26 protein-coding genes are annotated in these 26,954 nt (G+C 70.5%); 17 read left to right on the forward strand and 9 right to left on the reverse strand.

What is annotated here, in order from left to right; translation table 11 throughout:
- Positions 1-16 precede the first annotated feature (16 nt).
- Both AC07OQ_RS22980 and AC07OQ_RS22985 read left to right on the forward strand, forming a co-directional pair.
- On the forward strand, positions 17-1,906 hold the full coding sequence (locus AC07OQ_RS22980; protein ID WP_495055466.1) for a chorismate-binding protein: 1,890 nt from the start codon (positions 17-19) through the stop codon (positions 1,904-1,906).
- Positions 1,890-4,121, forward strand: a complete 2,232-nt coding sequence (locus tag AC07OQ_RS22985; protein ID WP_495055467.1) for a hypothetical protein — start codon at positions 1,890-1,892, stop codon at positions 4,119-4,121. The genes AC07OQ_RS22980 and AC07OQ_RS22985 overlap by 17 nt, the downstream gene beginning before the upstream one ends.
- On the opposite strand, the gene AC07OQ_RS22990 is transcribed toward AC07OQ_RS22985, so the two are convergent.
- A complete protein-coding gene (locus tag AC07OQ_RS22990) occupies positions 4,118-4,729 on the reverse strand; it encodes a DUF2087 domain-containing protein (protein ID WP_495055468.1) in 612 nt (203 codons plus the stop codon). The genes AC07OQ_RS22985 and AC07OQ_RS22990 overlap by 4 nt on opposite strands.
- A gap of 546 nt (positions 4,730-5,275) precedes the next feature.
- Here AC07OQ_RS22990 and AC07OQ_RS22995 point away from each other — a divergent pair.
- The 3 genes from AC07OQ_RS22995 (at position 5,276) to AC07OQ_RS23005 (ending at position 8,249) form a co-directional block, all read left to right on the forward strand.
- Entirely contained in the window at positions 5,276-7,027 is a 1,752-nt protein-coding gene (locus tag AC07OQ_RS22995; RefSeq protein ID WP_495055469.1) for a DEAD/DEAH box helicase, read from the forward strand.
- Positions 7,028-7,114: 87 nt separating this feature from the next.
- Positions 7,115-7,741 carry a DUF1294 domain-containing protein gene (locus tag AC07OQ_RS23000; RefSeq protein WP_495055470.1) on the forward strand — a complete coding sequence of 209 codons (627 nt, stop codon included), beginning with the start codon at positions 7,115-7,117 and terminating at the stop codon, positions 7,739-7,741.
- 1 nt (position 7,742) lies between these two features.
- Positions 7,743-8,249 (forward strand): GNAT family N-acetyltransferase, encoded by a 507-nt coding sequence (locus AC07OQ_RS23005; RefSeq protein ID WP_495055471.1) that lies wholly within the window; start codon positions 7,743-7,745, stop codon positions 8,247-8,249.
- A gap of 3 nt (positions 8,250-8,252) precedes the next feature.
- Here the strand turns inward: AC07OQ_RS23005 and AC07OQ_RS23010 are convergent, their stop codons facing one another.
- A complete protein-coding gene (locus AC07OQ_RS23010) occupies positions 8,253-9,068 on the reverse strand; it encodes a DODA-type extradiol aromatic ring-opening family dioxygenase (RefSeq protein ID WP_495055472.1) in 816 nt (271 codons plus the stop codon).
- A 268-nt stretch (positions 9,069-9,336) separates the two neighbouring features.
- On the opposite strand from AC07OQ_RS23010, the gene AC07OQ_RS23015 reads away from it, so the two are divergent.
- The 4 genes from AC07OQ_RS23015 to AC07OQ_RS23030 are packed head-to-tail and all read left to right on the forward strand — an operon-like array spanning position 9,337 to position 12,186.
- A complete protein-coding gene (locus AC07OQ_RS23015; RefSeq protein WP_495055473.1) occupies positions 9,337-10,125 on the forward strand; it encodes a transporter substrate-binding domain-containing protein in 789 nt (262 codons plus the stop codon).
- Between the two features lie 13 nt (positions 10,126-10,138).
- Positions 10,139-10,813, forward strand: coding sequence for an amino acid ABC transporter permease (locus AC07OQ_RS23020; RefSeq protein WP_495055474.1), 675 nt, complete (start codon positions 10,139-10,141; stop codon positions 10,811-10,813).
- Positions 10,806-11,456, forward strand: coding sequence for an amino acid ABC transporter permease (locus AC07OQ_RS23025; RefSeq protein ID WP_495055475.1), 651 nt, complete (start codon positions 10,806-10,808; stop codon positions 11,454-11,456). Before AC07OQ_RS23020 ends, AC07OQ_RS23025 begins: the two co-directional genes overlap by 8 nt.
- Positions 11,443-12,186 (forward strand): amino acid ABC transporter ATP-binding protein, encoded by a 744-nt coding sequence (locus AC07OQ_RS23030; RefSeq protein WP_495055476.1) that lies wholly within the window; start codon positions 11,443-11,445, stop codon positions 12,184-12,186. The genes AC07OQ_RS23025 and AC07OQ_RS23030 overlap by 14 nt, the downstream gene beginning before the upstream one ends.
- A 202-nt stretch (positions 12,187-12,388) precedes the next feature.
- On the opposite strand, the gene AC07OQ_RS23035 is transcribed toward AC07OQ_RS23030, so the two are convergent.
- The gene (locus AC07OQ_RS23035) at positions 12,389-12,646 is read right to left on the reverse strand and encodes a hypothetical protein (protein WP_495055477.1); all 258 of its coding nucleotides are present in this window, start codon (positions 12,644-12,646) and stop codon (positions 12,389-12,391) included.
- A gap of 155 nt (positions 12,647-12,801) precedes the next feature.
- Between AC07OQ_RS23035 and AC07OQ_RS23040 the strand changes: the two genes are divergently transcribed.
- A complete protein-coding gene (locus AC07OQ_RS23040; RefSeq protein WP_495055478.1) occupies positions 12,802-13,773 on the forward strand; it encodes a LysR family transcriptional regulator in 972 nt (323 codons plus the stop codon).
- A gap of 14 nt (positions 13,774-13,787) precedes the next feature.
- Here AC07OQ_RS23040 and AC07OQ_RS23045 read toward each other — a convergent pair whose 3' ends face one another.
- Together AC07OQ_RS23045 and AC07OQ_RS23050 are read right to left on the reverse strand one after the other, a co-directional pair.
- Positions 13,788-14,759, reverse strand: coding sequence for an alpha/beta fold hydrolase (locus AC07OQ_RS23045; RefSeq protein ID WP_495055479.1), 972 nt, complete (start codon positions 14,757-14,759; stop codon positions 13,788-13,790).
- 148 nt (positions 14,760-14,907) lie between these two features.
- On the reverse strand, positions 14,908-15,378 hold the full coding sequence (locus AC07OQ_RS23050) for a MarR family winged helix-turn-helix transcriptional regulator (RefSeq protein WP_495055480.1): 471 nt from the start codon (positions 15,376-15,378) through the stop codon (positions 14,908-14,910).
- Between the two features lie 88 nt (positions 15,379-15,466).
- On the opposite strand from AC07OQ_RS23050, the gene AC07OQ_RS23055 reads away from it, so the two are divergent.
- Positions 15,467-17,605: a dipeptidyl-peptidase 5 gene (locus tag AC07OQ_RS23055; RefSeq protein WP_495055481.1), complete on the forward strand. Its 2,139-nt coding sequence runs from the start codon at positions 15,467-15,469 to the stop codon at positions 17,603-17,605.
- A 67-nt stretch (positions 17,606-17,672) separates the two neighbouring features.
- Positions 17,673-18,536, forward strand: coding sequence for a hypothetical protein (locus tag AC07OQ_RS23060; RefSeq protein WP_495055482.1), 864 nt, complete (start codon positions 17,673-17,675; stop codon positions 18,534-18,536).
- 21 nt (positions 18,537-18,557) lie between these two features.
- Here AC07OQ_RS23060 and AC07OQ_RS23065 read toward each other — a convergent pair whose 3' ends face one another.
- On the reverse strand, positions 18,558-20,141 hold the full coding sequence (locus AC07OQ_RS23065) for an outer membrane protein assembly factor BamB family protein (RefSeq protein WP_495055483.1): 1,584 nt from the start codon (positions 20,139-20,141) through the stop codon (positions 18,558-18,560).
- A gap of 236 nt (positions 20,142-20,377) precedes the next feature.
- Entirely contained in the window at positions 20,378-21,772 is a 1,395-nt protein-coding gene (locus AC07OQ_RS23070) for an FAD-containing oxidoreductase (RefSeq protein WP_495055484.1), read from the reverse strand.
- A gap of 365 nt (positions 21,773-22,137) precedes the next feature.
- Here AC07OQ_RS23070 and AC07OQ_RS23075 point away from each other — a divergent pair, with 365 nt between their 5' ends.
- The 3 genes from AC07OQ_RS23075 to AC07OQ_RS23085 are packed head-to-tail and all read left to right on the forward strand — an operon-like array spanning position 22,138 to position 23,632.
- Positions 22,138-22,755, forward strand: coding sequence for a flavodoxin family protein (locus tag AC07OQ_RS23075; RefSeq protein ID WP_495055485.1), 618 nt, complete (start codon positions 22,138-22,140; stop codon positions 22,753-22,755).
- Positions 22,756-22,799: 44 nt separating this feature from the next.
- Positions 22,800-23,126, forward strand: coding sequence for a putative quinol monooxygenase (locus AC07OQ_RS23080; RefSeq protein ID WP_495055486.1), 327 nt, complete (start codon positions 22,800-22,802; stop codon positions 23,124-23,126).
- Positions 23,123-23,632: a VOC family protein gene (locus AC07OQ_RS23085; protein ID WP_495055487.1), complete on the forward strand. Its 510-nt coding sequence runs from the start codon at positions 23,123-23,125 to the stop codon at positions 23,630-23,632. The genes AC07OQ_RS23080 and AC07OQ_RS23085 overlap by 4 nt, the downstream gene beginning before the upstream one ends.
- A gap of 117 nt (positions 23,633-23,749) precedes the next feature.
- On the opposite strand, the gene AC07OQ_RS23090 is transcribed toward AC07OQ_RS23085, so the two are convergent.
- Positions 23,750-24,622: a DUF6279 family lipoprotein gene (locus AC07OQ_RS23090; protein ID WP_495055488.1), complete on the reverse strand. Its 873-nt coding sequence runs from the start codon at positions 24,620-24,622 to the stop codon at positions 23,750-23,752.
- A 51-nt stretch (positions 24,623-24,673) separates the two neighbouring features.
- Between AC07OQ_RS23090 and AC07OQ_RS23095 the strand changes: the two genes are divergently transcribed.
- Positions 24,674-25,066, forward strand: a complete 393-nt coding sequence (locus tag AC07OQ_RS23095) for a DUF1801 domain-containing protein (RefSeq protein WP_495055489.1) — start codon at positions 24,674-24,676, stop codon at positions 25,064-25,066.
- A gap of 18 nt (positions 25,067-25,084) precedes the next feature.
- Here AC07OQ_RS23095 and AC07OQ_RS23100 read toward each other — a convergent pair whose 3' ends face one another.
- Positions 25,085-25,780, reverse strand: coding sequence for a hypothetical protein (locus tag AC07OQ_RS23100; protein WP_495055490.1), 696 nt, complete (start codon positions 25,778-25,780; stop codon positions 25,085-25,087).
- 744 nt (positions 25,781-26,524) lie between these two features.
- Between AC07OQ_RS23100 and AC07OQ_RS23105 the strand changes: the two genes are divergently transcribed.
- Positions 26,525-26,923: a hypothetical protein gene (locus AC07OQ_RS23105; protein WP_495055491.1), complete on the forward strand. Its 399-nt coding sequence runs from the start codon at positions 26,525-26,527 to the stop codon at positions 26,921-26,923.
- Positions 26,924-26,954 lie beyond the last annotated feature (31 nt).

The following is a 26,954-nucleotide window of genomic DNA, read 5'->3' on the forward strand; positions in this document are numbered from 1 at the left end:
TTCGCAGCATTTCGCGATGAGCAGTACCCGCCGCCCCGCAGCGCTCTGGGCGGCTTTCGACTTTCCGCGCCACCCGCTGTCCCGCGAGGACGGCGAGCGCCTGCGCGGCGCCTTCTACACGGCGCCGGCACGGCGCCTCGTCGCGCGCACGGCGGCCGAGCTGTGCGCGGTGATCGACGCCGCCCATGCCGCGGCGCGCGCCGGCGCCTGGGTGCTGGGCGGCCTGCGCTACGAGGCGGCGCCGGTCTTCGACGCGGCGCTGGTCGCGCCGATGCCGGAGGGGCCGCTGGCCGAGTTCCAGGTCTGGGACGGCGAGCCCGAACCCTGGCCGGAGTTTGAGCCCGAGGCCATGCCGCTGTCGGCCTGGCTGGACGCGCTGGACGACGCGGCCGAGGTCGCGCAGATCGAGCGCGTGCGCGAATGGATACGCGCGGGCGACTGCTACCAGGTCAACCTGACGACGCGGCTGAGTGCCGCGCCACGACCAGGCTTCGAGCTGGCGCGCTATTTCCTGGCCCTGCAGGCGGCCCAGCCGGGCGGCTTCGCGCTGTATCTGAGAGAGCCGGGCGTGGCCAGCGTCTCGCCCGAACTGTTCTTCGACTGGCGGCCGCTGCCCGAGAGCGAGGGCGCCCCCCACACCTGGCTGATCGCCGCCCAGCCGATGAAGGGCACGGCGCCGCGCGGCGCCGACCGTGCCGGCGACGAGGCGGCCCAGACCTATCTGCGCACCAGCGAGAAGGAGCGCGCCGAGAACCTGATGATCGTGGACCTGCTGCGCAACGACCTGTCGCGCATCGCGGTGACCGGCTCGGTGCGGGTGCCGCGCCTGTTCGAGCTGCATGCCCTGTCCACGGTCTGGCAGATGACCTCCACCGTCACCGCGGTGGGGCGCGGCGGCCTGACGCTGGCGCAGCTCTTCGCTGCGCTGTTCCCCTGCGGCTCGGTCACCGGTGCGCCCAAGGTGCGGGCCATGCAGATCATTGCCGAGCTCGAGCAGCGGCCGCGCGGCTGGTATTGCGGCGCCCTGGGTCTCATGCAGCCGGGCGGGGCGGCCACCTTCAATGTGCCGATCCGGACCGTGGAGACCGCGCCGGACGGCGACCTGCAATGCGGCATCGGCAGCGGCATCACGCTGGATTCGCAGGCCCCGGCCGAGATCGCCGAGTGGCGCGCCAAGACCCGCTTCCTGCTGCGCGCCGAGCGGCCCATCGCGGCGCTGGAGACCCTGAGGCTGGAGCAGGGCGTCTATGCGCGCCTGGAGCTGCACCTGGCGCGCCTGCAGCGCTGCGTGCGCCATTTCGGCCTGAGCTGGTGCGGCGACTGCGTGCGCGCCCTGCTGGCCAAGACGGCGCGCGAGCACCCCGACGGGGTCTGGCGCGTGCGCCTGACCCTGGCGCGCGCGGCCAAGCTGGCGGTCGAGCTGCAGCCGCTGAGCGCCACGCCGCAGCCGGTGCTGCTGGCGCTGGCCGATCGGCCGATCGCCACCACCGGACCGGCGGCCGAATTCATCCAGCACAAGACGACGCGCCGCGAACTCTACGAGGCCTTGGCCGCGGACAAGCCGGCCGGCGCCTTCGATGTGCTGCTGTGGAACGAAGCGGGCGAGCTGACCGAAGGCACCTTCGGCAATATCGCCCTTGAAATCGAGGGCCGGTGGCTGACGCCGCGCGCCGCTGCCGGGCTGCTGCCCGGCGTGCTGCGCGAGGAGCTGCTGGCGCAGGGCCGCGTCCGCGAGGCGCGGCTCGGCAAGAACGATCTGGCGCGGGCCACCCGGCTCGCCTTTTTCAACAGTCTGCGCGGCTGGCTCGAGGCCCGGCTGCTGCAGGCCGAGGGCGGCAACCCTTCAGAGACCGCGCAGCCGGCAACGCCGCCCGTACCCACCCATCGAGATGACAACAACGACTAGCCCCAAGCGCCGCAGCCCGGCGCGCAGCAAGACCGTGGCCGCGAAGGCCGAAGCCGCGCCCGTCGAGACGGTCGAGGCACCGGCAGCGAAACCGGCGCGCAAGCGTGCCCCGGCCCCGGCGCCGGTCGAGCCCGTGAGCGAGGCCGTGCCGGCCAAGCGCTCGACCCCGCGCAAGAAGGCCGCGGCCGCGGTGGCCGTGCCGCCGACGCCGGTTGAGCCGGTGGAGCCGGGAGCAGTGGCCGAAGCGGCCGAGGTCAAGAAAGCGCCGGCCAAGCGCGCCCGCAAGGCCGCCGCGCCCGTGGTCCAGGCGGCACCGGTGCCCGAACCTGCGCCCGAACCCGCGCCTGCAGCGAAAAAGGCCGCCGGCCGCCGCAAGCCCAAAGCCGAAGTGCCGCCAGCGGCCCCGCCGGCCGAACCCGCTGCGCCGCCGCGCTACAGCCTGGGCTCGCGCGAGGACGAGGGCGTGTTCGGCGACTACGAGCTGCTGGACCGCGAGCAGGCCACGGCCTATCGCCTGCGCCTGCTGGGGCCGATGGCCTGGCGCTGCGACTGCGCGCTGCATGCCGTGCAGGCCGACTGCGAGCATGGCGAGGCCCTGTTGAGCCTGTTGCCGCTGGAGCAAATCGCCCGGCTCGATGCCGGCTGGCCGGCCCGCGAGGCCGAGGTCTGGCTGCTGGAGCAGGGCGGCGAGCGCCGGCTGCAGTGGGTGCCGGGCCTGGCGGTGCCCGCTGCATTGAACGAGCTGGCCCGGCCGCCGCTGGACGAGCAGCTGCGCCTGCCCGCGGAGCAGGCGCATGGCTGGCTGCAGGCGCTGCTGGACGAGGCCCGCGGCGAAGGCGTGCCGCTGCGCGTTGCCCCCGAGATCTGGACGCAGCTCGGCTGGGCGCGCGATGCGCAGGCGCGCGTGCAGCGCCTCGAACCCCTGCTGCAGGAGCCCGGCGCGCTCGCCGCCCTGCTGCAGGAGCCGCTGCCCGCCTATCAATGGGAGGCCGCGCTGTTCGCGGTCTGCGCCGGCCGGGCCCTGCTGGCCGACGATCTGGGTCTGGGGCAGCGCGGCGCGGCGATCGCGGCGATCGCGCTGTGGGCGCGCTATTTCGGTGTCGAGCCCGCGCTGGTGATCGCGCCGGCGGCCCGGCAGGAAGGCTGGCGCCGCGATATCCAGCGCCTGCTGGGCGAATGGCCGGCCAGCCTGACGCTGGCCGAGCAGGCGCCCGGCGGTGGCCGCGGGGCCAGGCCGCAGCTGCTGGTGGTGGATGCGCTCGACGGTCTGGACGATGCGGGCCTGCAGGCCCTGCGCGCGCTGGACGTGGCCCAGCTGCTGCTGATCTGCGAGCAGGAGCCGCTGGCCGATGCCCGGCTGGGCCGCTGGATCGACTGGCTCGACGCCGCGCGGCGCGGCCCGGCGTCCCGCCTGGCCGCGCTGCCGGCCGATGCCAGCAAGAAGGCGCGGCGCGAGGCCTTGCAGACCGTGCTGCTGTCGCGCCGCAAGCGCGAGCTGCAGGAGCAGCTGCCGGCGGCCTTGTCGCAGCCGCGCTGGCTGCAGCCGGGCGGCCCGAGCCAGCCGCAGGCCGCGCTGCTGCAGCTGCAAGCCCTGGTCGAGCGCTGGCAGCGCCTGCGGTTCCTGGGCGCGGCCGAGCAGCAGCAGCTGTTGCAGGCCCTGACCTTGCTGCCGCCCTCGTCGCGTCACGCGTTGACGGCCAAGGCCGAAGCGGTGCTGGCGCTGCAGGGCGAGTGGCTGCCGGCGGCGGCGGCGCGTCTGCTGGTGTGTGCCCAGTCCGAGACCCTGCTGGACAGCCTGGCGCAGGCGCTCACGGTGCGCAAGCTGGCGGTGCGGCGCCTGCGCGCCGGCGGTGGCCAGGACGCGGTGCTGCAGGCCTGGCGCGCCGCGGGCGGGGCGGTGCTGCTTGCCAGCGACGCCGCGCTGGCGGCCCATGCCGGCGGCCTGGGCGAGGCCAGGCTGGCCCTGGTTCATGCCGACCTGCCGTGGAGCGGCGCGCAGCCCGAACAGCGCCTGCGTCGGGCCTGCGGCGAGGCGGCGCGCGGCGTGCCGGTGGCCCAGTTGCTGGTCGAGGGCTCGCCGGATCGTGCGCTGCTGGCGGTCCAGCAGCGGGGCGTGAGCTTCCCGGCCTGGCTGGACGCGCCGCCGGCCTGGCTGGGCGAGGCCCAGCTGGCCGAGCTGATGCCGGCGCTGCAGGCCCTGCTGGCGGCGCTTTAAGCCGTCGCCGCGGCTTGGCGCTCGCGCAGCGCGCGCAGCAGGGCGGCCACCTCGGCGTCGGGCCGGGCCGGACATTTGCGGTAGACCGCGCCGTCCGGCGTGCGCGCCAGCAGCTTCATCGTGACCAGCTCGCGCCGCAGGGTGCAGTGGTCGCCGAAGCAATGCCGGGCCTGCAGGATATGGTTGACCTCGCGCTCGGTGTAGGGGCGTTTGGCATCGAAATGCAGCCACAGGCCCCACAGTGCCTGGCGCTGCACGCTGAACTTGGTGGGCCAGCGCATCAGCCGGCCTTGCGCATCGAACTGGCGCAGCGCCCGGTCGGCCGTCTCGCTCAGCGCGGGATGGCGCGGGCCGCGCGCCGGCGCCTGGCGCAGGCGCTCGGGCAGGCGGCCCGGCGCATTGGGCGCTTGGGGCGCTTGGGGCTCCAGCGCCCTCAGCGCCTTCAGCGCCTGCAGATTGCGGTGGCCGGCGGCACGCGCCAGCATGTTCAAGAGGCTCAGGTGGCTGGGCAGATGCTCGGCCGGGGTGGCTTCGGCGAGCTGCTTGCGCAGCAGCTTGGCGAAGGCCGACAGGTCCGGCACGGTGCAGGCAATGAGTTCACGGGGCATGGATCAGCACTCCATCGCCATGTGCGCAAGGCCTGTCGTCACAACAGGGGCTGGGCTTGCCGGCTTGCAGCCAGGGGCACAGGGCGCCACGTGACATGCAGGGGAATCAAAGGCAGGTTTAGCTCGCGAGCGGGCTCGCGCGGCAAGGCCTGGGTGAACTGCCGACCGGCTCGAAGTATAGATACAGGCGCCGGCATGGTCGAGGGACTTGCTAGTAAAAACCCTAGCGTGCTATGATTGCGGCTTCGTTGCAGTTTGGCTGCTTCGATTCGTTCGTCTCCTCTGACCTCGTTCAGGCCGTTTCTGGTCCCCCTGACCAGCCCACAAACGACGCGCTGAACACCCTCGGGTTCGGTCGGCGGCGATGCCGTCGCTATGACTGTTCCCCGGCGCCGCATGAGGCTCTCCCCTTTGACGGGACCCTCGATGTACGACGCGAGCTTTCTCCCAGCGACTTGACCTGCCTGTCACGCAATAGCGTGGCCGGCGCGTGCTTTTGCCCATACACAAGCGGGGCAGGGTACGGCTTTGTTGAAAGAAAAGACAATGAGTTTCGAAAATCTGGGCCTGCATGAAGCCCTGCTGCGCGCCGTCAAGGATTCCGGCTACGAGAACGCCACCGAGGTCCAGACCGAGGCGATCCCGCCGGCGCTGCAGGGCCAGGACCTGATGGTCAGCTCGCGCACCGGCTCGGGCAAGACCGCCTCCTTCATCCTGCCGGCGCTGCACAAGATCCTGGCCGCGCGCGGTGACAACGGCAACGGCTTCCAGAAGCGCGAGAAGGGCAAGATCTACGGCCCCAAGGTGCTGGTGCTGGCGCCGACCCGCGAGCTGGCGATGCAGGTTTCCAAGGCCGCGCAGACCTACGGCCGCCATGTGCAGGGCCTGAAGGTCGCCACCGTGCTGGGCGGCATGCCCTATGCGCTGCAGATCCGCCAGCTGAGCGGTCCGCTGGACATCCTGATCGCCACCCCCGGCCGCCTGCTGGACCATCTGCAGTCGGGCAAGTGCGTGCTGGACAACGTCGAGATGCTGGTGCTGGACGAGGCCGACCGCATGCTGGACATGGGCTTCATCGACGACATCAAGACGGTGGCCGAGGCCACCCCGGCCACGCGCCAGACCGTGATGTACAGCGCCACCTTCGCCGGCCATGTGGGCCGCCTGGCGCATGACCTGCTGAACGACCCGCTGCGCATCGATGTGGCCTCGCACACCGACACGCACGAGAACATCACCCAGCGCCTGCACTGGGCCGACAACAACAACCACAAGGACCAGTTGCTGGAGTCCATCCTGGCCGAGCGCGATCTGGACCAGGCCGTGGTGTTCACCTCCACGCAGCGCGATGCCGACTGGCTGGCCGAGCGCCTGCAGGAGATCGGCCACGCCGTCGCCCCGCTGCACGGCGGCATGCCGCAGGGCCGCCGCAACCGCACCTTGATGGCGCTGCGCCGTCGCGAGCTGCGCGTGCTGGTGGCCACCGACGTCGCCGCGCGCGGCATCGACGTGCCGACCATCACCCACGTGATCAACTACGGCCTGCCGATGAAGGCCGAGGACTATGTGCACCGCATCGGCCGCACCGGCCGTGCCGGCCGCGAAGGCCTGGCCGTGACCCTGGCCGTGCGCGACGATGTGTCGATGATCCGCCGCATCCAGCAGTTCACGACCCAGCAGATCCCGGTGGCGCAGATCGCCGGCCTGGAGCCCAAGACCCAGGAGCCGCGCATCTTCCCGCCGCGCCAGGGCAATGAAGGTTTTGGCGAGCGCGGCCGGTTTGATGACCGCCGTCCGGGCTTCGCGCCCAAGGGCGACAAGCGCTTCGGCAGCAAGCCCTTCCAGCGTGAAGGTGGCCAAGGCGGCGGCTATGCCGGCAACAAGCCCTTCCACGGCGGTGGCGGCAAGGCCTTCGGCCGTGACGTGGGCCAGCAGGGCGGCCAGCGCGACTTCGCACCGCGTGGCGGCGAGGGCTTCGAGCCGCGCCGCGACTTCGGCGACCGCAAGCCCTTCGACCGCAGCGGCGGCGAGCGCGGCTTCGAGAACAAGGGCTTTGCTCCGCGCGGCGACCGTCCCTCCTATGGCGACAAGCCCGGCTTCGGTGGCGGTAAGCCTTCCTTCGGCGGCAAGCCCGGTTTTGGCGGCAAGCCTTCCTTCGGCGGCCACCGTGATGGCGGCAACTTCGGCGGTGGCGAGAGCCGCGGCTTCGGCGGCGAGCGTCGCGGCCCCGCCGGCCCAGGCGCCAAGCGCAACGGTCCGCCCGCCGGCGGCCCGCGCCGCAGCGGTTTCGGCCGCTGATCGCACCCGGCTGTGAGCACAACAAGGCCCGCGCAAGCGGGCCTTTTTTCTTGTGGCACAGTGCTCGCCGCATGACGCTCGACGACGATGAGACAGCAAGGAAAACTGATCCAGTGGGATGACACCAAGGGCTACGGCTTCATCGCCCCCGACGCGGGCGGGCCCAAGCTCTTCGTCCACATCAAGGCCTTCGGCCTGCGGCCGAACCGACCCTTCGTCGGTGAACGCCTGTCCTACCTGCCGGGCAGCGACGCCCAGGGCAAGGCGCGGGCACTCGGGGTGCAGAGCCTGGAACCGCGGCCGGCCGCCGCCGCGCCGCCGGCCGCGACGCGCCGCGAGGCCCTGCGGGGCGCCAGCCTCTGGCTGATCCCGGGTTTTGCGCTGCTGGTGCTGCTCACGCATCTGGCCTTCGGCCTGCCGCACTGGTTGTGGGGCTGCTATCTGGCGATGAGCCTGGCCAGCTTCATCGTCTATGCCGGCGACAAGCGCGCAGCACGCCTGAACCAGTGGCGTGTTTCCGAAACCACCCTGCACGGGCTGGCCCTGGCCTGCGGCTGGCCCGGCGCGCTGCTGGCCCAGCAGCTGCTGCACCACAAGTCGACCAAGCCGGAGTTCCGTCGCCTGTTCTGGCTGACGGTGATCCTCAACGTGCTGGGCTTTGTGCTGATCTTCACGCCGCTGGGCGCGCGGCTGCTGGCGCCCTATGTGTCCTGATGTGACGCTCGAGCCGCTGCGCGCTGCCGATGTGCCGGCCGTGCTGGCCCTGCAGGCCCGGTGCTACGAGCCGCAGTTCCTGGAGGGCGCCGCGGCCTTTGGCTCCAAGCTGACGGCGGCCGCGGCCTTCGAGACCTGCTGGATGGCCTGGCGCGGCAGCATGCCGCTGGCCTATCTGCTGAGTATGCCAGCCTGCTTGGAGAGCCTGCCGGCGCTGAATGCGCCGCACTGGGCGCCGCCGGCGCGGCCGCGCCTGCTCTATCTGCACGACATGGCGGTGGCGCCCGAGGCGCGCGCGCTGGGCCTGGCCGGCCGGCTGCTGGCGCAGGCGGAGCAGCGCGCCGGCGTGCTGGGCCTGGCCGAGCTGGCCCTGGTGGCGGTGCAGGGCTCCGAGCCCTACTGGCAGCGCCGCGGTTTCGCGACGCTCGGCGCGTTGCCCGCGCGGCTGGCGGCCAAGCTGACCAGCTTCGGCGAACAAGCGCGGTTCATGCGGCGCCGCCTGGTCTGAGCGTCAGCGGACGTCGCCGAAGCGAAAGCTCGAGGCCGTGACGCCGCCCATGAAGGCGTCCTCGTGGTAGATCAGCGCGCCGGCCTCGGCCTCGGCGGCGCCCACCGCCACCATCAAGGGCAGCAGATGGTCCTCGCGCGGATGGGCCTGGCGTGCCGCCGGGGCTTCGCTCCATTGCGCAAGCAGGGCGCTGCGCTCGGCCGGCGTCGCCTGCGTCAGGGCCTGCTGCAGCCAGGCGTCGAACTGCCCGGAGGCCATCTTGGCCGCCGGGCCGAAGGCGCGCAGATTGTGATAGCTCAGCCCGCTGCCGACGATCAGCACGCCCTGGTCGCGCAGCGGCGCCAGCGCGCGGCCCAGCGCCAGGTGCGTGGCGGGGTCGTAACCCTGCTGCAGCGAGAGCTGCAGCATCGGCACGTCGGCCTCCGGGTACATCGGGAACATGGTCGTGAAGGCGCCATGGTCGAAACCCTGTTCGGCGTTCAGCGCGCTGGGCAGGCCGGCGGCCTCGATCATGCCCCGAACCTGCGCGGCCAGCACCGGGTCGCCTGGCGCCGGGTACTGGATCTGATAGGTGTGGGGCGGAAAGCCGCCGTAGTCGTAGACCATCGGCGGATGCTCGGCGGCCATCACCTCGAAGCGCGGCGCCTCCCAATGGCCCGAGACCATCAGCACCGCGCGCGGCTTGCCGCCCAGTTCCTGCGGGATGCGCTTCAGCGAGGCCTCCAATGCGTGGAAGTTCGCGCGGAAGGGGCCGTCCATATAGGGCCAGGGGCCGCCGCCGTGCGACAGGAAGTAGGTGGGGAGTCGGGTCTGAGCCATGGTGATGCGTCCTTCAGCCTTGCTTGCTTCCCAGTCTGAGGCCTGGCGCCGCATGCGGGGTAGGCGCCCATTGAGCGCAGCATTCAAAAATCGGCAACGGTGGCATGGCTCTTGCAAAAAGGCCTGCATGCAAGAAAAGCGGGCAGGGCCGGCACGATCTTTGTGCGGTGCGCCCGTTTCGAATGCGAACACCCCGGGAATGCACCGCGATGAAGCGCTGGCGGTCCCGGGGCCGACCGCCCGACCCGTTCCGATCCGGAGATTCCTCATGCAACGCCGCCATCTCGCCGCCCTCCTGTCCCTCACCGCCCTGGGCCTCGCCTCGCTGGGTGCCCAGGCGCAGACCGCGCTGGACACCATCCTGGCCAAGAAGCAGATCAATATCGCCGTGCCCACCGACTATCCGCCCTACGGCTATGTCGGCACCGATCTGCAGCCCCAGGGCCTGGACATCGAGATGGCCAAGCTGATCGCCGCCAAGCTGGGCGTCAAGGTCGAGCTGGTGCCGGTGTCGAGCGCCAACCGCATCCCCTATCTGCAGACCAGGAAGGCCGATCTGGTGATCTCCACCCTGGGCAAGAACCCCGAGCGCGAGAAGGTGATCGACTTCACGGCCGCCTACGCGCCGTTCTATCAGGCCGTGTTCGGCCCCAAGAGCATGGCCATCAAGGCCTGGGGCGATCTGTCCGGCAAGACCGTGGCCGTGACCCGCGGCGCGATGGAGGACCAGGAACTGGCCAAGGTGGCGCCCGCCGACCTGCAGGTGCGCCGTTTCGAGGACAACAACGCCACCATCTCGGCCTTCGTCTCCGGCCAGACCCAGCTGGTGGCCACCAGCGCCGCGGTGGCCGCCACCATCATCCAGAAGAATCCGCAGATCAGCGCCGAGTACAAGCTGCTGCTGAAGGACAGCCCCTGCTTCATCGGCGTGGCCAAGGGCGAGGCCGCGCTGCTGGCCAAGGTCAACGAGATCATCGCGGCGGCCAAGAAGGACGGCACGATCGAGGCGATGGCCAAGAAGTGGCTGGGCCGCGGCGCCGGCGAGCTGCCGCTGTAAGCGCGCGCGGACGATGATGCTGTTCGACTTTGCGGCCGTGCTGGCCGAATGGCCGCTGCTCGTCAAGGGCGTGGTCTGGACCCTCGGGCTGACGGCCATCGCCGCGGTGCTGGGCGTGGGCCTCGGTGTGGCCTGCGCCTGGGCGCGCAGCCAAGGCCCGGCCTGGCTCGCCTGGCTCGCGGCCGCCTATGTGGAGGGCATCCGCAACACGCCCTTCATCGTGCAACTGTTCTTCATCTTCTTCGGCCTGCCGGCCCTGGGCGTGAAGCTCTCGCCCGAGGCGGCCTCGATCATCGCGATGGTGCTGAACCTGGGCGCCTATGCCGGTGAAATCGTGCGCGCCGGCATCGCGGCCACGCCGCGCGGCCAGGTGGAGGCGGCGCTGAGCCTGGCGCTGAGCAAGGCGCAGACATTCCTGAAGGTGCTGCTGCCGCCGGCGCTGAAGCGCGTCTGGCCGGCGCTGGTCAGCCAGATCATCATCGTGATGCTGGGTTCGGCGGTGTGCGGCCAGATCTCCACCGAGGAGCTCAGCTACGCGGCCAACCTGATCCAGAGCCGCAACTTCCGCGCCTTCGAGGCCTTTATCGTCGCCACCGGGGTCTACCTGCTGCTGGCCGTCGGCGTGCGCGCGCTGCTGAACTGGCTGGGGCCGCGTTTTCTTTTCGGAGGGCGGCGCAGCCATGGTTGAGTTCAGCCTCTGGGACATCGTCCGCAACCTCCTGATGGCGGCGCGCTGGACCGTCGTGCTGTCGCTGATCGCCTTTGTCGGCGGCGGCCTGGTGGGCCTCGCGCTGCTGGTGGCGCGCACCGCGCGCTGGCCGGGGGTGCAGGGTTTCGTGGCCGGCTATGTGCAGCTGTTCCAGGGCACGCCGCTGCTGATGCAGCTGTTCCTGGCCTATTTCGGCATGGCGCTGCTGGGCTTCGAGACCTCGGCCTGGACCGCGGCCGCGCTGGCGCTGACGCTCTACGCCAGCGCCTATCTGACCGAGATCTGGCAGGGTTGCGTGCGCGCCGTGCCCAAGGGCCAATGGGAAGCCGCGCAGAGCCTGGCGCTGAACTTCGGCGAGCAGCTGCGCCACATCATCCTGCCGCAGGCCGGCCGCCTGGCGATCGCGCCGACGGTCGGCTTCCTGGTGCAGGTGATCAAGGGTACGGCGCTGGCCTCGGTGATCGGCTTCGTCGAGCTGACCAAGGCCGGCACCATGATCACCAACGCCACCTTCAAGCCCTTCCTGGTCTACGCCTGCGTGGCCGCGATGTATTTCGTCCTGTGTTTCCCGGTGAGCTTCTACGCGCGCTTGCTGGAGAGGAAGCTGCATGTCCAACACTGAAACCGCCGCCAGCATCCGCGCGCTGCGCAAGTCCTACGGCCCCAACGAGGTGCTCAAGGGCATCGACCTGGAGGTCGCGCCCGGCGAGGTGATCGTCATCATCGGCAAGAGCGGCTCGGGCAAGAGCACGCTCTTGCGCTGCGTCAACGGACTCGAGACCTTCCAGCAGGGCGAGCTGCTGGTGCAGGGCCTGCCGCTGAAGCACGACGACGCACGCGCGATGCGCGAACTGCGCCAGCGCGTGGGCATGATCTTCCAGAACTTCAACCTGTTCCCGCACCTCAGCGTGGGGCGCAATGTGATGCTGGCGCCGGGCCTGGTGAAGAAGCAGGGCCAGACGGTCTGCGAGCAGCAGGCCAGGAAGCTGCTGGCGCGCGTCGGCCTAGCCGAGAAGTTCGAGGCCTTTCCGGATCAGCTGTCCGGCGGCCAGCAGCAGCGCGTCGCGATCGCCCGCGCGCTGGCGATGGAGCCCAGCATCCTCTTGTGCGACGAGATCACCTCGGCGCTCGATCCCGAACTGGTGGGCGAGGTGCTGCGGGTGGTCGAGAGCCTGGCCGAGGAGGGCATGACCCTGATGATGGTCACGCACGAGATGGGCTTCGCACGCAAGGTCAGCGACCGCGTGGTCTTCATGCATGCCGGCCGCATCCACGAGATGGGCCCGCCGGAGCAGATCTTCGGCGATCCGCAGACGCCGGAGCTCAAGCAGTTCCTGTCGGCGCTGCATTGAGCGGCGCGGGAAATGGAAAAGCCCGCCTGGGGCGGGCTTCGGTCCTGGCTCAGCCAAGCCGCTTGCAAGCGGCCTGGCCTTCACGAGGCGTCGGTCGGCCCGCAGGGGCTGACCTCGGTCCTCGTTCAGCCAAACCATGCGGGACATGGCTTGGCCTTCACCGGGCGTCGGATCGTGCGCGGGCACGATCCTCGGTCCCGGCTCAGTCCATCCAGCTGCGGCGGGCGGCTTGGCGCAGCGACGCGGCCAGCTCGGGGCGGGTCGGCTCGGAGCGCTCGGCCAGCTCGCGCAGCGCGCTGCGGCCGCGGCTTTCGCCGATCACGCTCAGGAATTGCCACAGGCCACGGCCCAGCGCCGATCCGGCGGCAATCATGCGTTCGCCCGAGCGCTGCGCGGCGTCGACGCGGACGGCGTCGGAGGGCATGACATGGAGCGGGAGCTTGATGCTGGCGGTAGACATGGCGGTTTCCCTTTGGTTCTGGCTTGCCGGGAGCGTCGACCGACGTTCCCGATGGCTGAATATTGCGGTTTCTACGTAGACTTATCCAATTGCATTCCGGAATCCGGCCATCACTGCGGCGAATGACCGGTGATGGAATTGGCTAGCATCGGCGCATGAGCACACCCCGCCCGGTCAATTTCCGCAGCCTGGACCTGAACCTGTTGCGGGTCTTCGATGTCGTGATGGTGGAGCGCCATGTCACCCGCGCCGCGGCCCGCCTGGCGATCACCCAGCCGGCCGTCAGCAACGCGCTGCGCCGGCTGCGCGAGGCCACCAACGAGGAACTGTTCATCCCCACCTCCTCCGGCGTGGTGCCCACGGCCCATGCCGAGGCGCTGTGGCCCATCGTGCGCGCGGCGCTGGCCAATCTGCAGCAGGCCTTCGAGCCCCAGTCCTTCGACCCGCACGATGCCCGCGGCATCAGCTTCACGATCGCGATGGCCGACGCCACCGCGGCCCTGTTCGTGCCGGCGCTGGCGCGACGCTTCCAGCGCCAGGGCCTGCATCTGGGCCTGCGCATCGTGCCGCTGACCACGCGCGACCCGCGCGAGATGCTCGAGCAGGGGCGGGCCGATGTGGCGGTGGGCTTCTTTCCCGAGTTGCCGGCCGCGCTGCTGGCCGAGGGCGAGGCCAGCCTGTTCCGCCGCGCCGCGATGTATTCGACGGCCTATACCTGCGTGATGCGGCGCGATCATCCGCTGGCCGCGCCGCAGGCGCTGAGCCTGGACGCCTATTGCGCGGCGCTGCATCTGCGCGTCAGCTTCGCCGGCCGCGCGCGCGGCTTCGTCGATGACGCGCTGGCCCGCATCGGCCGCCAGCGCGAGGTGGCGATCACGGTCAACAGCTATTTCACCGCCGGCCTGACGGTGCACCAGTCCGGCCTGCTGACGGTGCTGCCGGCCAGCTTCGTGCCGGCGATGGGCTTTCGCGACGAACTGGTCAGCTGCGCGCCGCCCTTCGCGTTGCCGGACATCGACATCGGCCATGTCTGGCATGCCCGCCACGAACTGGACCCCGCGCAGCGCTGGCTGCGCGGGGTCCTGGTGGCGGCGGCCGGCGAGATTGTCGCCGGCACGCCGGGCTGAATGCCCGATCGGGCTCAGTTGGCCTTCTTGATGAAGTTCAGCAGATCCTGGTTCAGGCGCTCCTTGTGCGTGTCGGTGATGCCGTGGGGGGCGCCCTCGTAGATGATCAGCTCGGCGCCCTTGACGAGCTTGGCGGAGGCCTTGCCGGAGATGTCGATCGGCACGATCTGGTCATCGCTGCCGTGGATGACGAGGGTGGGGACGTTGAACCTGGCGAGGTCGCCGCGGAAGTCGGTTTCGGAGAAGGCCTTGATCGAGTCCAGGGTGTTCTTGTGGCCGCCTTGCATGCCCTGCAGCCACCAGTTGTCGATCAGGCCCTGGGAGACCTTGGCGCCCGGACGGTTGAAGCCGTAGAAGGGGCCGCTGGGGATGTCCTTGTAGAGCTGCGAGCGATTGTCGATCTGGGCCTTGCGGATGCCGTCGAACACCTCGATCGGCACGCCGTTCGGATTGGCGGCGGTCTTGACCATCAGCGGCGGCACGGCGGAGACCAGCACGGCCTTGGCGACCTTGCTCGTGCCATGGCGGCCGATGTAGCGGGCGACCTCGCCGCCGCCGGTGGAGAAGCCCACCAGCACGGCCTTCTTGCCCTTCAGGCCCACCGCGTCCAGCACGGCGGCCAGATCGTCGGCGTAATGGTCCATGTCGTTGCCTTCCCAGGGCTGGCTGGAGCGGCCGTGGCCGCGGCGGTCATGGGCGATCACGCGGTAGCCCTGGTCGGCCAGGAACAGCATCTGCGCCTCCCAGCTGTCGGAGCTCAGAGGCCAGCCATGGCTGAACACGACGGGCTGGCCATCGCGCGGGCCCCAGTCCTTGTAGTAGAGCTGCACGCCGTCCTTGGTCGTCACGTAGCTGCCGGCGGGCTGGGCCGAGACGACGGCCGGCTTGGCCGCGGCGTTCGGCGCATTGTTGGCGGCGGCGAAGGTGGCGCTGGCGGCCAGACTCAGGGCGGAGAGGGCAATCAGTTGCTTGGCAAAGGCTTTCATGGAGAGCTCCTTCAGGGCTGGGTGGGGGTTGGTGCGGGACGGGGATGGTTGAAATTGTTTGATAAAAGATCGTGTACTAATTATTTGATTTGTCTTGCCGGAGATCAGCTTCGTCTGAGGGTCGGAAACTCGGATGGGGGCGCTCGGTTCAGCCGGCGCCGTGCCCGAACATCTTGCCGCGCAGGGCCAGCAGCCGGTCGCGCAGGGCCAGGATCTCGTCGTCCGGCATATCGGTCGCGACGGCGACGCATTGCGGCACGGTCTCGGCCTTGGCGCGCAGCGCGCGGCCCGCGTCGGTCAGCGTGACCAGCACCTGGCGTTCGTCGGCGGCCGAGCGGGTCCGGTCGATCAGGCCGGTCGCCTGCAGGCGCTTGAGCAGCGGGGTGATGGTCGGGGAATCGAGGAACACATGCTCGCTGATCTCCCCGACGGTCAGGCCGTCGCGCTCCCACAGCACCAGCATCACCAGGTATTGCGAATAGGTCAGGCCCAGGTCCTTCAGCAGTTCGCGGTAGACCTTGTTGAAGCCCAGCATGGTCGAGTACAGCGCGAAGCACAGTTGCTGGTCGAGCAGCAGCGGGAAGTCTGCGGAGCGGCTGGGGGTGGCGTTGCGTGTCATGATGGTTTGAATATTAAATTGCGCGCAAATTAATTGCAAGCTAATTTATGCAAAAACATAAAACAGGCCCATGCGACACTGATGCCCGATGGCCAAGAACAACAGCGGCTCCTCGACCCCATCCCCCGGCGCGCCGCTGAGCGCCGATGACCTCTGGCGCCTGGAGCGCCTGGGCACCGCGCCCTCGCTGGCGCCCGATGGTCGCCGGCTGGTCTGCACCATCACCGAGGGCGACCCGGAGCGCAACACCAGCAGCAGCCGCCTGTGGCTGTTTCCGACCAGCCCCGACGAGGCCGCGCCGCCCCGGCCGCTGACCCGCTGCGGCGACAAGGACGGTCAGCCCGCCTGGTCGCCGCGCGGCGACCGCATCGCCTTCCTGGCGCGCCGCGAGCAGGAAGGCAGCAAGGACGCCACGCGCCAGCTCTACCTGATCCCGGCCGATGGCGGCGAAGCCCGTCGCGCCAGCGATTTCGCGCCGGGCATCGAGTCCTTCAAATGGCTGCCCGACGGCCGCCGCATCGTCTTCGCCGCCTGGGTCTGGCCGGAGCTGAAGGGCGCGGCCGCCCAGGCGCGCCGCTACCGGAGCGAGGTGAGCGAGCGCGAGGAAAGCGGCTATGTCACCAGCGAGGCCTACTACCGCCACTGGGACGCCAATCTGCCGATGGGCCGCGTGCTGCACCTGCTGCTGCTGGACCTGGACAGCGGCCGCATCCGCGACCTCTTCGCGGGCCGCCCACTCGAACTGCCGCGCGAGGATCTGGGCAACGCCGCCTACGACGTCAGCCCCGATGGCCGGCGCATCGCCTTTGTCCACGACCCGGCCGCCGAGCCGCGGCAGGGCAATCGGCTGGCGCTGGCCGAACTGGGGCTGACGGGGCGCAAGCAGTTGCGGGGCCTGATCGACGACCCGGCCTGGGACATCGCCGCGCCCTCCTACCGGCCCGACGGCGCGGCCCTGGCCGTGACCGCGGCCCGGATCGGCCGGCGCCACACCGCGCTGGCCAAGCCGGCCCTGGTCGAGGGGCTCGGCCGGACGCCAAGGCCCCGCTGGCGCCTGCTGCCCGAACCCGCTGGCTCGATCGATCTGCATGTGGAGGCGCCGCTGCGCTGGGCCGGCGGCGCGCTGCTCTTCATGGCCCAGTGGCAGGGCCGCTGCCACCTATGGCGTCAGGCGCTGGACGAAGCGGGCACGCGCCGCATCGTGCAGCAGGGCGGCTGGGTGCAGGGCTTCGATGTCGCCGGCGATCTGATCGTCAGCGCCGCCGACAGCGCCCGCCACCCGCTGCGCCTGTACGCGCTGCGCGGTGGGGGCGGGGCGGCGCCGCGGCGCCTGGACCGCTGCAACGACGCCCTGCTGGCGCGGCGCCGCCTGGGCGAGGTGCGCGAACTGACGATCACGGGCGCGCGGGGCGACCCGGTGCAGCTGTGGCTGACCTTGCCGGTCGGCTTCTCGCCGCGCCGCCGGCAGGCGCTGCTGCAGGTGCTCCATGGCGGACCGCACAGCGCCGCCGGCGACAGCTTCAGCTATCGCTGGAACGCCCATGTGCTGGCCTCGCGCGGCCATGTGGTGGCCCAGCTCAACTATCACGGCTCCAGCGGCTTCGGCGAGGAGTTCCGCGCCAGCATCATGGGCCGCCAGGGCGAGCTGGAGCTGCAGGACATCGAGGCCGCCAGCGACTGGCTGCTGGCCCAGCCCTGGGCCGATGCCCGCCGCCTCTCGGCCGCCGGCGGCAGCTATGGCGGCTTCCTGGTGGCCTGGATGAACGGCCATCTGCCGGGCGGGCCGGCCGGCCGCTATCGCAGCCAGGTCTGCCATGCCGGCGTGTTCGACCGCATCGCCACCTTCAGCGCCGACTCCTACAACGAGCGCCCGCGCGACCTGGGCGCGCGCTACTGGGAAGACCTGCCGAAGGTGCTGGCCCAGAGCCCGGCCAGCTTCGCCGGCGCGATGCGCACGCCCACCCTGGTGATCCACGGCGCGCAGGACTACCGCGTGCCCGACTGCAACGGTCTGGCCTACTACAACACGCTGAAGGCGCGCGGCATCGAGGCGCGGCTGCTGTGGTTCCCGGACGAGCACCACTGGGTGCTGAAGCCGGCCAACTCGCGGCTCTGGTACCGCGAGTTCCTGGACTGGGTGCAGCACCATGACGCTGCGGGCGCCGCCAAGGCCCGGCGCCCGGTGGCGCCTCGGCCGCGCAACAGGGAGGGCGCCAGCCGCGGGTGAGGCTGGCACGGCCGCCTCCGTGCAAGCGCTTACGCGTCGGGCCCCGCGCTCTGGCGACAATCGGCTCATGTGTCCGCCCCCCGGGCCGCGTCGCGCCTGCGGCGCGGCCGCTGCCAACCCCTCCCGCCCGTCCTTCCGCCGGTCCGGAACGACGCCCCAGCCGGCGCCGGCCCGAGGCCGGCGCGTCCTTGCCGCGCTGCTGCTGCTGCTGGCCGTCCGGCCGGGCGCAGCCCAGACGCCGGCCGCGGCTATCCCCGTGACCATTCATTACCAGCAGCGTCCTCCCTACTACATGCATGGAGCGGGCGGCGAGCCGCATGGCCTGGTGGTCGAGCCGCTGAAGCGCACGCTGGCCCGCGCCGGGCTGGCTCCGGCCTGGGCGCTGACGCCCAGCCAGCGCCAGCTGTTGCTGATCGAGCAGGGCCATGGCCCGGATTGCGGGCTCGGCTGGTTCCGCAATCCGCAACGCGAACAGCAGGGCCGCTTCAGCGCGCTGCCGCTGTACCGCGACCAGCCGATCGGCATGCTGGCGCGGCGCGGCAACGCCCTGCGCGAGAGCATGAGCATGCGCGAGGCCGTGCTGCAGGCGCCGGCCGAGCTGCTGGTCAAGGCCGGTTTCTCCTATGGCGTCGAGCTGGACGCGCTGATCGCGGTGCGCAGCGCCAGCCGCGGGCTGGTCAGCGGGAATGGCGACATGCCCGCGCTGATCCGCATGCTGCAGGCCGGTCGTGCCGACTGGATGCCGCTGGCGCCCGAGGAGGCCCAGGTCTGGCTGGGCAGCGGCACGCAGGCCCTGCTGTCGGCCGAGCAGTTCCAGCTGCTGCGTTTCGCCGATGCACCGCCCGGCCTGGGGCGTTATCTGTACTGCAACAAGGCGGTGCCGCAGCCCTGGCTGGACCGGCTGGACGCGGCGCTGGCGGCGGGCGGCTAAGGCCGAGGCGGCCCCGCCGGCTCAGCGGATCTCGAAGGCGTAGAGCTTGTTGTTGGGCGTGCCGAAGCCGAAATTGCTGTAGCCCGAGCCCCAGAAGATTTCGCCGTTGGAGATGGCCGCTCCCGACAGGCATGAGCCGCCGCTGGCGTATTGCCACAGCACCGCGCCGGTGGCCGCGTTCAGCGCGTACATATGGCCGGCCGGGTCGAGCGTGCAGCCGAACAGCACGCCGTTGGCGGCCGACACCGGCCCGGAGGCGGCCCCGCCCTGCGGCGGCGCGACCTGCCACAGCAGGGCGCCGGTGACGGCGTCCAGCGCGCTCCAGATGCCGCTGCTGACCACCGCGCCGCCGGGCAGGGTCCAGGGCTTGAGGTTGGAGTTGGCGTTGGCGGTGTAGACCCGCCGGCCGTCGACCGCGGAGCCCCATTGCAGGCCGCCGGCCGTGCCGCCCGGGCCGGCCAGCGAGACCCACTTCACCGCGCCGGTATCGGGGTCCAGCGCCCAGTACTGCCCGCTCTTCTGACCCGCGCCGAGCAGCTGCACCGGCCTGCCGCCGCCCGCGGACAGGGCCGTGAAGAGGGCCGGCGCCTGGCCGAAGTCGTAGTCGGGACCGGCGGGTTCGGGGCAGTTCGTGCCGTCGCCGAGGAAGGGGATGCAGGAGACCGTCCAGGTGTCGTAGGGCAGGGCCTTGGTGGCCCAGCGCACGGCGCCGGTCTTCAGGTCGAGCGCGATGATCGAATCGAACAGGTTGTCGGCCGGGATGCAGGCCCGCACGGCATCGCTGTCGCTGCCGGCCTGCGCCACGCAGGCCAGGTCCTGCGCCGGCATCGAGTAGTTGTTGCCGGTGGCGATGTAGACCTGCCCGCGCTTCGGATCGATCGCCGGTGCGCTGCCCCAGATCGCGCCGCCGCTGTAGCCCTGCGGCACCATATAGGTCCGCCACAGGATGGCGCCGGTGTCGGCGTTCAGCGCCAGCAGGCTGCCGCGGAAGGCGCAGCAGACATAGCCGGGCACCAGGGCCGCCAGCGCCTCCTCCTGCGACGAGGTGCCCACATAGACGCGGCCGTCGAACACCGTGGCCGACTGGGTGATGATGGCGGCCGGATGGGTCTCGAGCTGGGTGGCCCAGAGCAGCGCGCCGCTGCTCTTGTCGAAGGCCAGCAACTTGCCGCCGCCGCCGAACGGGCCCTGGGTGCCGAGGATCAGCTTGTTGTCGCTGATCACCGGCGTGGAGCGGGCCTTGTCGCCGGGCACGCCGCTGGCCACCGGGATGCGGACCTTCCAGAGCTGCTTGCCGGTCTTGCGGTCCAGCGCATAGAGGTTGCCGGCCCAGTCCGGGAAGTAGACCCGGGCGCCGTCGACGGCGGGCGTGGCCGACACATCGCCCTCGGTCGAGAACAGCCATTTGACGCTCAGCGCGCCGACATTGCCGACGCCGATCTTGCTTTCGCTGTCCTGCGAGCGCGTGTTCGCCAGGTTCTGGCCCGCCGAGGGCCAGAGGCCGCCGCCGTTCTGTGCCTGGGCCGGCGCAGCGGCCCAGAGCCCGGCCAGCAGCAGTAGGGCGCCGAGCCCGAGGGGCCGTGCCAGGATTCGAGGGAATGTCATGGGGCCCACCTTGCACCTTGCATTTGGCCGGCGAGCGCGCAGGGCGGCAGCGCCGGCGTCGATCGATCGATCCATCGATCCGCCGTCCGGCAACAGGGGCCCCGGATACCGAACGGCAAGGCGAGCGGGGTGTGGCGAGGCGGCCCACCGGCCGTCTCGCTCCCTGTATCAAAGTCGATAAGCGGCCGGCCGGCCACTCCGAACTAGGGGCCTGACACCGCGGAAGGGGACAGGCCCTAGCCTGGCACCGCCTGCAGCTGGCCGATGACGGTCGGGATCAGCTCCGCCACCGTCGGATGGATGTGCATGGTGCGCGCCAGCGCGGCCGCGTCGGCGCCGGCGGCCATGCTGTCCAGCACGCTGTGGATGGCCTCGTCGCCGCCCACACCCAGGATGGCCGCGCCGAGGATGGCGCCGCTGTCGGCGTCCACCACCATCTTCATCAGACCCTGGGTCTCGCCCTTCTCGACGGCCCGGCCCACCCGGCTCATCGGCCGCTTGCCGACGCGGATCTTGTGGCCCGCCTTCAGGGCCTGCGTCTCGCTGAGGCCCACCCGGCCCAGCGGCGGGTCGATGAAGAGCGCATAGCAGTCGATCCGCTCGCCGACGCGGCGCGGCGGCTGCGCACCGTCCAGCAGATTGGCCGCGACGATCTCGAAGTCGTTGTAGGCGGTGTGGGTGAAGGCGCCGCGGCCATTGCAGTCGCCCAGGGCCCAGATGCCCGGTACATTGGTCTGCAACTGCTCGTCCACGCGGATATAGCCGCGCTCGTCCAGCGCCACGCCGGCACGCTCCAGGCCCAGCGCATCGGTGTTGGGGCGCCGCCCGATCGCCAGCAGCACATGCGAGCCGACCACCTCCGGCGCACCATGCGCGCAATCGACGCCCACCGCGATGGCGTCGCCCTCGGGCCGGAAGCGGATGCACTCGGCTCCCAGGCGCAGCGCGATGCCCTCGGCCTCCAGGATGGCGCGGATCGCGTCCGCCACGTCTTCGTCCTCGCGCCCGAGCAGGCGCGCCGACTTCTCCACCACCGTCACCTGCGCGCCGAAGCGCCGGTACATCTGCGCGAACTCCAGTCCGATATAGCTGCCACCGACGACCACCAGATGGCGGGGCAGCTCGTCCAGCTCCATCATCGAGACGTTGTCCAGGGTGCGCACCGCATCGATGCCGGGCATCTCGGCCGGCCGCAGCGCGCGCCCGCCCACATTGATGAAGATGCGCGGCGCCGTGAGCAGCGCGTCGCCCACCCGCAGCTCGGTGGGCGACTCGAAGCGCGCATGGCCCCGGAAGACGCTGCAGCCCTGCATGCCCTGCAGCCAGGTCTCGATATTGCCGCGCGCCGTCAGGGTCACCTTGTCCTTGCGCGCCTTGACCCGCGCCATGTCGATCTCGACCGTGCCGCCGAGCCGCACGCCGAAATCGGCGGCGCGCCGCGCCAGATGCGCCGCATAGGCGCTGGCCACCAGGGCCTTGGTCGGCATGCAGCCGGTGTTGACGCAGGTGCCGCCGAAATGCTTGCGCTCGACCAGCGCCACGCGCATGCCGGCGGCCGTCAGCCGGCCCGCCAGCGCGGGGCCGGCCTGGCCGGCGCCAATGATCAGGGCATCGAAGGTCTGGGAGGTCATGGGGTTCTCCGTTGGATGGGGCTCATCACTGCGGCACGCCGTACAGCCGCCAGATATGCACCAGGCTCACCACCATGCTCGGCACGGTGCGCACATGCGGGAAATGGGCGGGGTCGGCGTGATCCATGCGGGCGGTGACGGGGCGGGGCGGTGGCTGGACGGTGAATGGGCCGGACCCAGGCTAGGCGCGAGTCGGGTGGGGCGTCAAGTGCGATGTGATGGCGCGGCGGCCAAGCGCGGCTCGAACATAGATGTTCGATGACTTCGCACGTCTGCATCGGGTTCATGCAATGGCTTTGCGGGCCGGTTCACCCATATTTACTTCATCGCAACCCCAACGCCATCACCGGCAAGGAACCCGCATCATGAGCAACAGCACCACCGCCCGCGTCGCCGTCGTCTATCACTCCGGCTACGGCCATACCGCCAAGCAAGCCCAGTTCGTCGCCCTCGGCGCCGGCAGCGTCGACGGCGTCGACAGCCTGCTGATCAGCGTCGACGAGATCGACCAGCATTGGGATGCCCTGGAGCGCGTCGACGCGATCATCTTCGGCGCCCCCACCTATATGGGCAGCGCCTCGGCCCAGTTCAAAGCCTTCATGGACGCCACCTCGCGCAACGTCTTCGCCAAGGGCGGCAAATGGGCCAACAAGCTGGCCGCCGGCTTCACCAACGCGGCCTCGCGCTCCGGCGACAAGCTGGCCACGCTGCAGCAGATCTCGATCTTCGCGGCCCAGCATGGCATGCACTGGGTCAACCTGGGCCTGCCCCCGGGCCACAACAACTCCAAGTCGACCGAGGACACGCTGAACCGCCATGGCTTCTTCATCGGCGCCGCGGCCCAGTCCGATGCCGACGTCAGCGCCGAGGTGGCGCCGCCCGCGGCCGACCTGCGCACCGCCCAGCACCTGGGCGCACGCGTCGCCGAGGTGGCGCTGCAGCTGGCCGCCGGCCGCCGCGCGCTGGCCGCCGTGGCCGCCTGAGCTCAGATCCCCGACCCGCATCGCATCCAAGCAAGGTCATACCCATGAGTCAAACCGTTTCCTTCATCGTCCATCTGCCGGCCAAGCCGGAGCTCCGCGAGGAACTGCTGGCCTCGCTGACCCCAATCCTGGAGCAGATGGCCCAGGAGCCCGATTTCGTCAACACCTTCCTGCATCACTCGCAGGACGATCCCGACACCTTCGTGCTCTACGAGACCTGGGCCTGCAGCCGCGAGCATTTCATCCAGCACCATCTCGCGCTGCCCTACCGCAAGGACTATGAGCAGGCCCTGAAGCGCCTGCTGCGCGAGGCGCGCCGGCTCGAATTCCTCGAGCCGATGCGCGGCTTCGTCGGCAAGACCCGCGCATGAGCAGCGCCGCCGGCGCCGCCCTCGCAGTGCCGGCGGCGCCGGCCGTCGGCATCCGGCGTGCCGACCACAGCGGCTTCGTCGTCTCCTCGCTGGACCGGGCGCTCGCCTTCTGGAGCGGCGTGCTGGGCTTCCCCCAGGTCTACCGCGAGCGCTTCGGCGCCGGCCCCTTCCTGGATCAGCTGGTCGGCATTGCCGGCGCCGAGCTGTCGCTGGCCCTGGTCGAGGCCCCGGGCGGCCATCTGATCGAGCTGATCGAGTACCACGCGCCGGGCAACGGGCGCCGGCCGGGCCTGCGCTCCGACGAGCTCGGTGCCGCCCATATCGCCTTCATGGTCGAGGACCTCGACGCGCTGCTGCGCCGCATCGAGGCGCATGGCTGGCTGCGACTGGGCGAGCCGCAGACGGTGCAGGACGGCCCGCGCCGCGGGCTCAAGCTGGCCTATGTGCGCGGCCCCGACGGCATCACGCTCGAGTTCCTGCAGGAGCCTGCGGTCCGACAGGGTTGAAGCGCAGATGCCGCCCCCGGGGGACTTCACCGACGGGCGGGTCCCAATCCACGCCACTCCCCGACGCTGCCCGGCCGCGAGCCGGGGCGTTCGGCCGGTGCCGCGGCCCCAGCCCCGTCAGCGCTGCGCCGCCAGCGCCCGGAAATCATCCTCCCAGCCCTTCAGCGTGCGCTGCGCGCGCTCGCGCTGGGCCGGCGTGGTGGCGTTGTGCAGGCGCGCGAAGCTGGCGCAGCCCTCGCGGATCAGGGCCTGGAGGTAGCGCTGCTGGGCCGGATCGGTCGGATTCAGCGCGCGCTCCAGATGGCGTTGCAGCAGCTGGCGTGCCGGCTCGGCGCCCAGCTTCTCGTCGTGGATGCGGCGCAGCGCCTGGCGCAGCTCCTGCTGGCGGCGCAGGCGCTCGGCATAGCTGCGCGCCGCGTCGAAGCTGGCCGCGGCCAGCAGGCCCTCGCGCAGCGCGCTCTTCTGCGCTTCGTCCAGGCTGCCGTACAGCGTCTCGGCGCGCTCCAGTGCCTTGTCGAAGCGCTTGTCCTGGCGCTGCTCGGGCGTGCCCTCCAGCCAATCCTGCCGCCATTCCTCGTCGGTGATCTTCTGCTTGCGCTCGATGTGGCGCAGTTGCTCGGCGCTGAGGTCGCCGGCCAGCCAGAGCAGCGGCCAGTTGGCCGGGTCCACCAGCGGCGGCTCCACCGTGCCGCGCAGCTGCTCGAACAGCGCGCAGGACTGCTCCGGCGTGATCGCCTCGGCCAGCCTGGGCCGGATGCGCTGCAGCTGCTCGGCATAGAGCGGCAGCTGCGTGCGGCGGTGCCATGCGATGAACTGCGCCAGGCTCTCGCGCGCGCGCGGCGCCTGCTCGGCCGTCAGATCCACATAGCTGTCCAGCCGCCAGTAGAGGAGGGTGTCGGCCTGGTTGTAGGCCAGCTTCACGGCGCTGCAGGCCTGCAGCAGCGGGATCAGTAGCAATAGCAGCAGCGGCCGGGCGGTGACGATACGCATGGCGTCAACCGTACCATCGACCGGCGGCTTTTCTGTCGCGAGGAGTCGAACTTGGCAAGAACGCCGATGAAGATGGTGCTGACCCCGGCCACCACGCCGGACGAGTACATCGCCTGGCACGAGCGCGGCAGTTGGCAGCGCGTCTATGCCGAAGCGCTGCGCGCCGTGGTGCGCGAGGCGGCGCCGGGGCTGGAGGAGCGGCTGAAATGGGGGCACCTGGTCTACTTCCGGGACGGTGGCCCGGTACTGCTGATCCGTGTCGAGCCGCAGCGCGTGCTGTTCGGCTTCTGGCGCGGGCAGCGGCTGCGCCACATCGAGCCGCGTCTGCGGCCGGGCGGCAAGCACGCGATGGCGACCTTGGAGCTGCGCGAGGGCACGCCGCTGGCGCGCGAAACGGCGCTGCGGCTGGCGGCCGGCGCGGCGGCGCTGGGCGGCGCTTACTAGGCTGAATGTCGATTCAGTCTAGGGTTTCGGCTGCGCCGCGAAGCAGTAGAACAGCCCGCCGCTGCCCAGCTCGGCCAGTTTCGCGGCGCTGCAGCCGCGGCTGCGGTGGGCCGAGTTCCAGGATTTGGCCCAGGGCTCGTCGATCGCGCTGACGCGGTCGTGATGGCCGACCAGGGCACCGTGGCTGGAACCATCTTCCGCGGCGCTGTCCGCGCTGCTGCGCCAGTTGCGGCAGCTCATGTCGGCGTCCAGCGGCGAGGGGGCATAGCCGTCCGGGCGGGTGCCGGTCAGGATGTCGTGCACCCGGCCGGGCACCGGCTCGCCGCGTTCGGTGAGGGCGGTCTGGCGGGTGAGGCTGTTGGCGGGGCCGTGCAGGTCGTCGACGCTGCGGGCGATCAGTTCGCCGCGGGCGTTGTGCCAGGGGCCGGGGCCGATGCGGTCGCGGGCGTTGATGGCGGGCTCGGTGGTTTTGTAGTTCTTGAGGATCGACTGCTGGCTGAGGTAGGCGCGCCAAGTCTGGTTCCCCGCGCCGGCCTGGGCGGCCAGGGCCTGGCAATGCGCATCGGCGCCTTCCAGGCCGCCCAGGTCGCCGCCGCGGCCGGGGCTGGTGCTGGTGCTGGTGACGAAGAAGGTCATGGGCGGTGGCGTGGGGGTGGCGCAGGCGGCGAGGGCGGCGGTGAAGAGTAGGAGCAGATGGCGGATAAGGGAGTGCATGCGCCGGAGTGTGTGGCGCGCGAACCGCCTTGACTGCTAGGTTTTCTGTGGGGCCTCGCGGGGCCAAGCGCTGCGCTGGAGTTTTCGTCGAGAACCGCGGCGGTGGTTGAGCAGACGCAAGCCTGCCAGTTGCCGGGCGACTTGGCGGGGCTGAGGAACTGGGCCCGGACATGGGGAAGCCCCTGCGGGCTTTCCCGTGCCTGGCGAAGGCAATGCTGCATGCTTGCGGCATGGCGCAGCGGCGCGGGGCGCGCGCGACAGCGCGCGTCAACGACTGACTGGGCGCGGCTGCCTGACCGCAGCGAGCCGCAGGCGAGCGAAGGGAGTTTCGCGCCCGCCCCGCGGCGCGAGCATCGCAAGGCAGTCATGCCGGGCGGGAGCCCGGTCTGACCCCCGCCTCGGAGCCCGGCGGCTGGTGGGCTTGGGGCTGCGGTGGGCACGTGGGGACTTCAGATTAAAGACCTGACCCCGCGCTTCCGTGCGCGGCCCCTCTCTGGGTGTGGTGCGGTTGCCTACTTGCGTTTGCCAGCGGTTGCCCGCGTGGGCATCATGCGGCGGGACGATTCGTAACATCTGTCCGGTTTTGGCCTCAGTTTATTGCTTGTGAATGACCAAGCTATCGTGGAGAAAATCCTTGTGAATCAAAGGCTTGACTTATGCCGGTCGGTACGTGTTATCCGACAGTTCCTGTGTTATCCGACAAGTGCTGTCGGCATATAACAAGTTAGGCCGCAGGAGACTTTGATGCAGCAATCTCTCAAGAGCGTCGCAATTGGCACAGTGTCCGGCCTTCTCACTTACGCCGCATCGATCTACACCATTGGCTACACAAGTGCCCTTGCCATGCCGCATGGGTTTTCGATCAGCCTGTGGCAGGCCGTCGTGATCTTCGGCCTTGGCGCTTCACTTGTCGCCTTTCTCATTCTTCTTGTCGCACTTCGCCTCTTCCCGGCCAAGACCACTCCCGCATTCCTTTCGTTTGCGGTGGCAGTTGCTTTTGCCTTGGCAATAGCGGGCCTGCTCCCCTTGGGGTTCAAGGCACTTATAGCGTGGCTGGTTGGCGCACTGTTGGCCGCAGTCACACACAACTGGCTGCGGCCTAACAATTCATTCAAGCCGAAGCCGCTTCGCGGCTCGGCTTAATTCAGGCGTTAGGCGTCATATGGCAACGTCT

It is taken from the genome of Roseateles sp. GW821-FHT09B06, assembly GCF_059418245.1.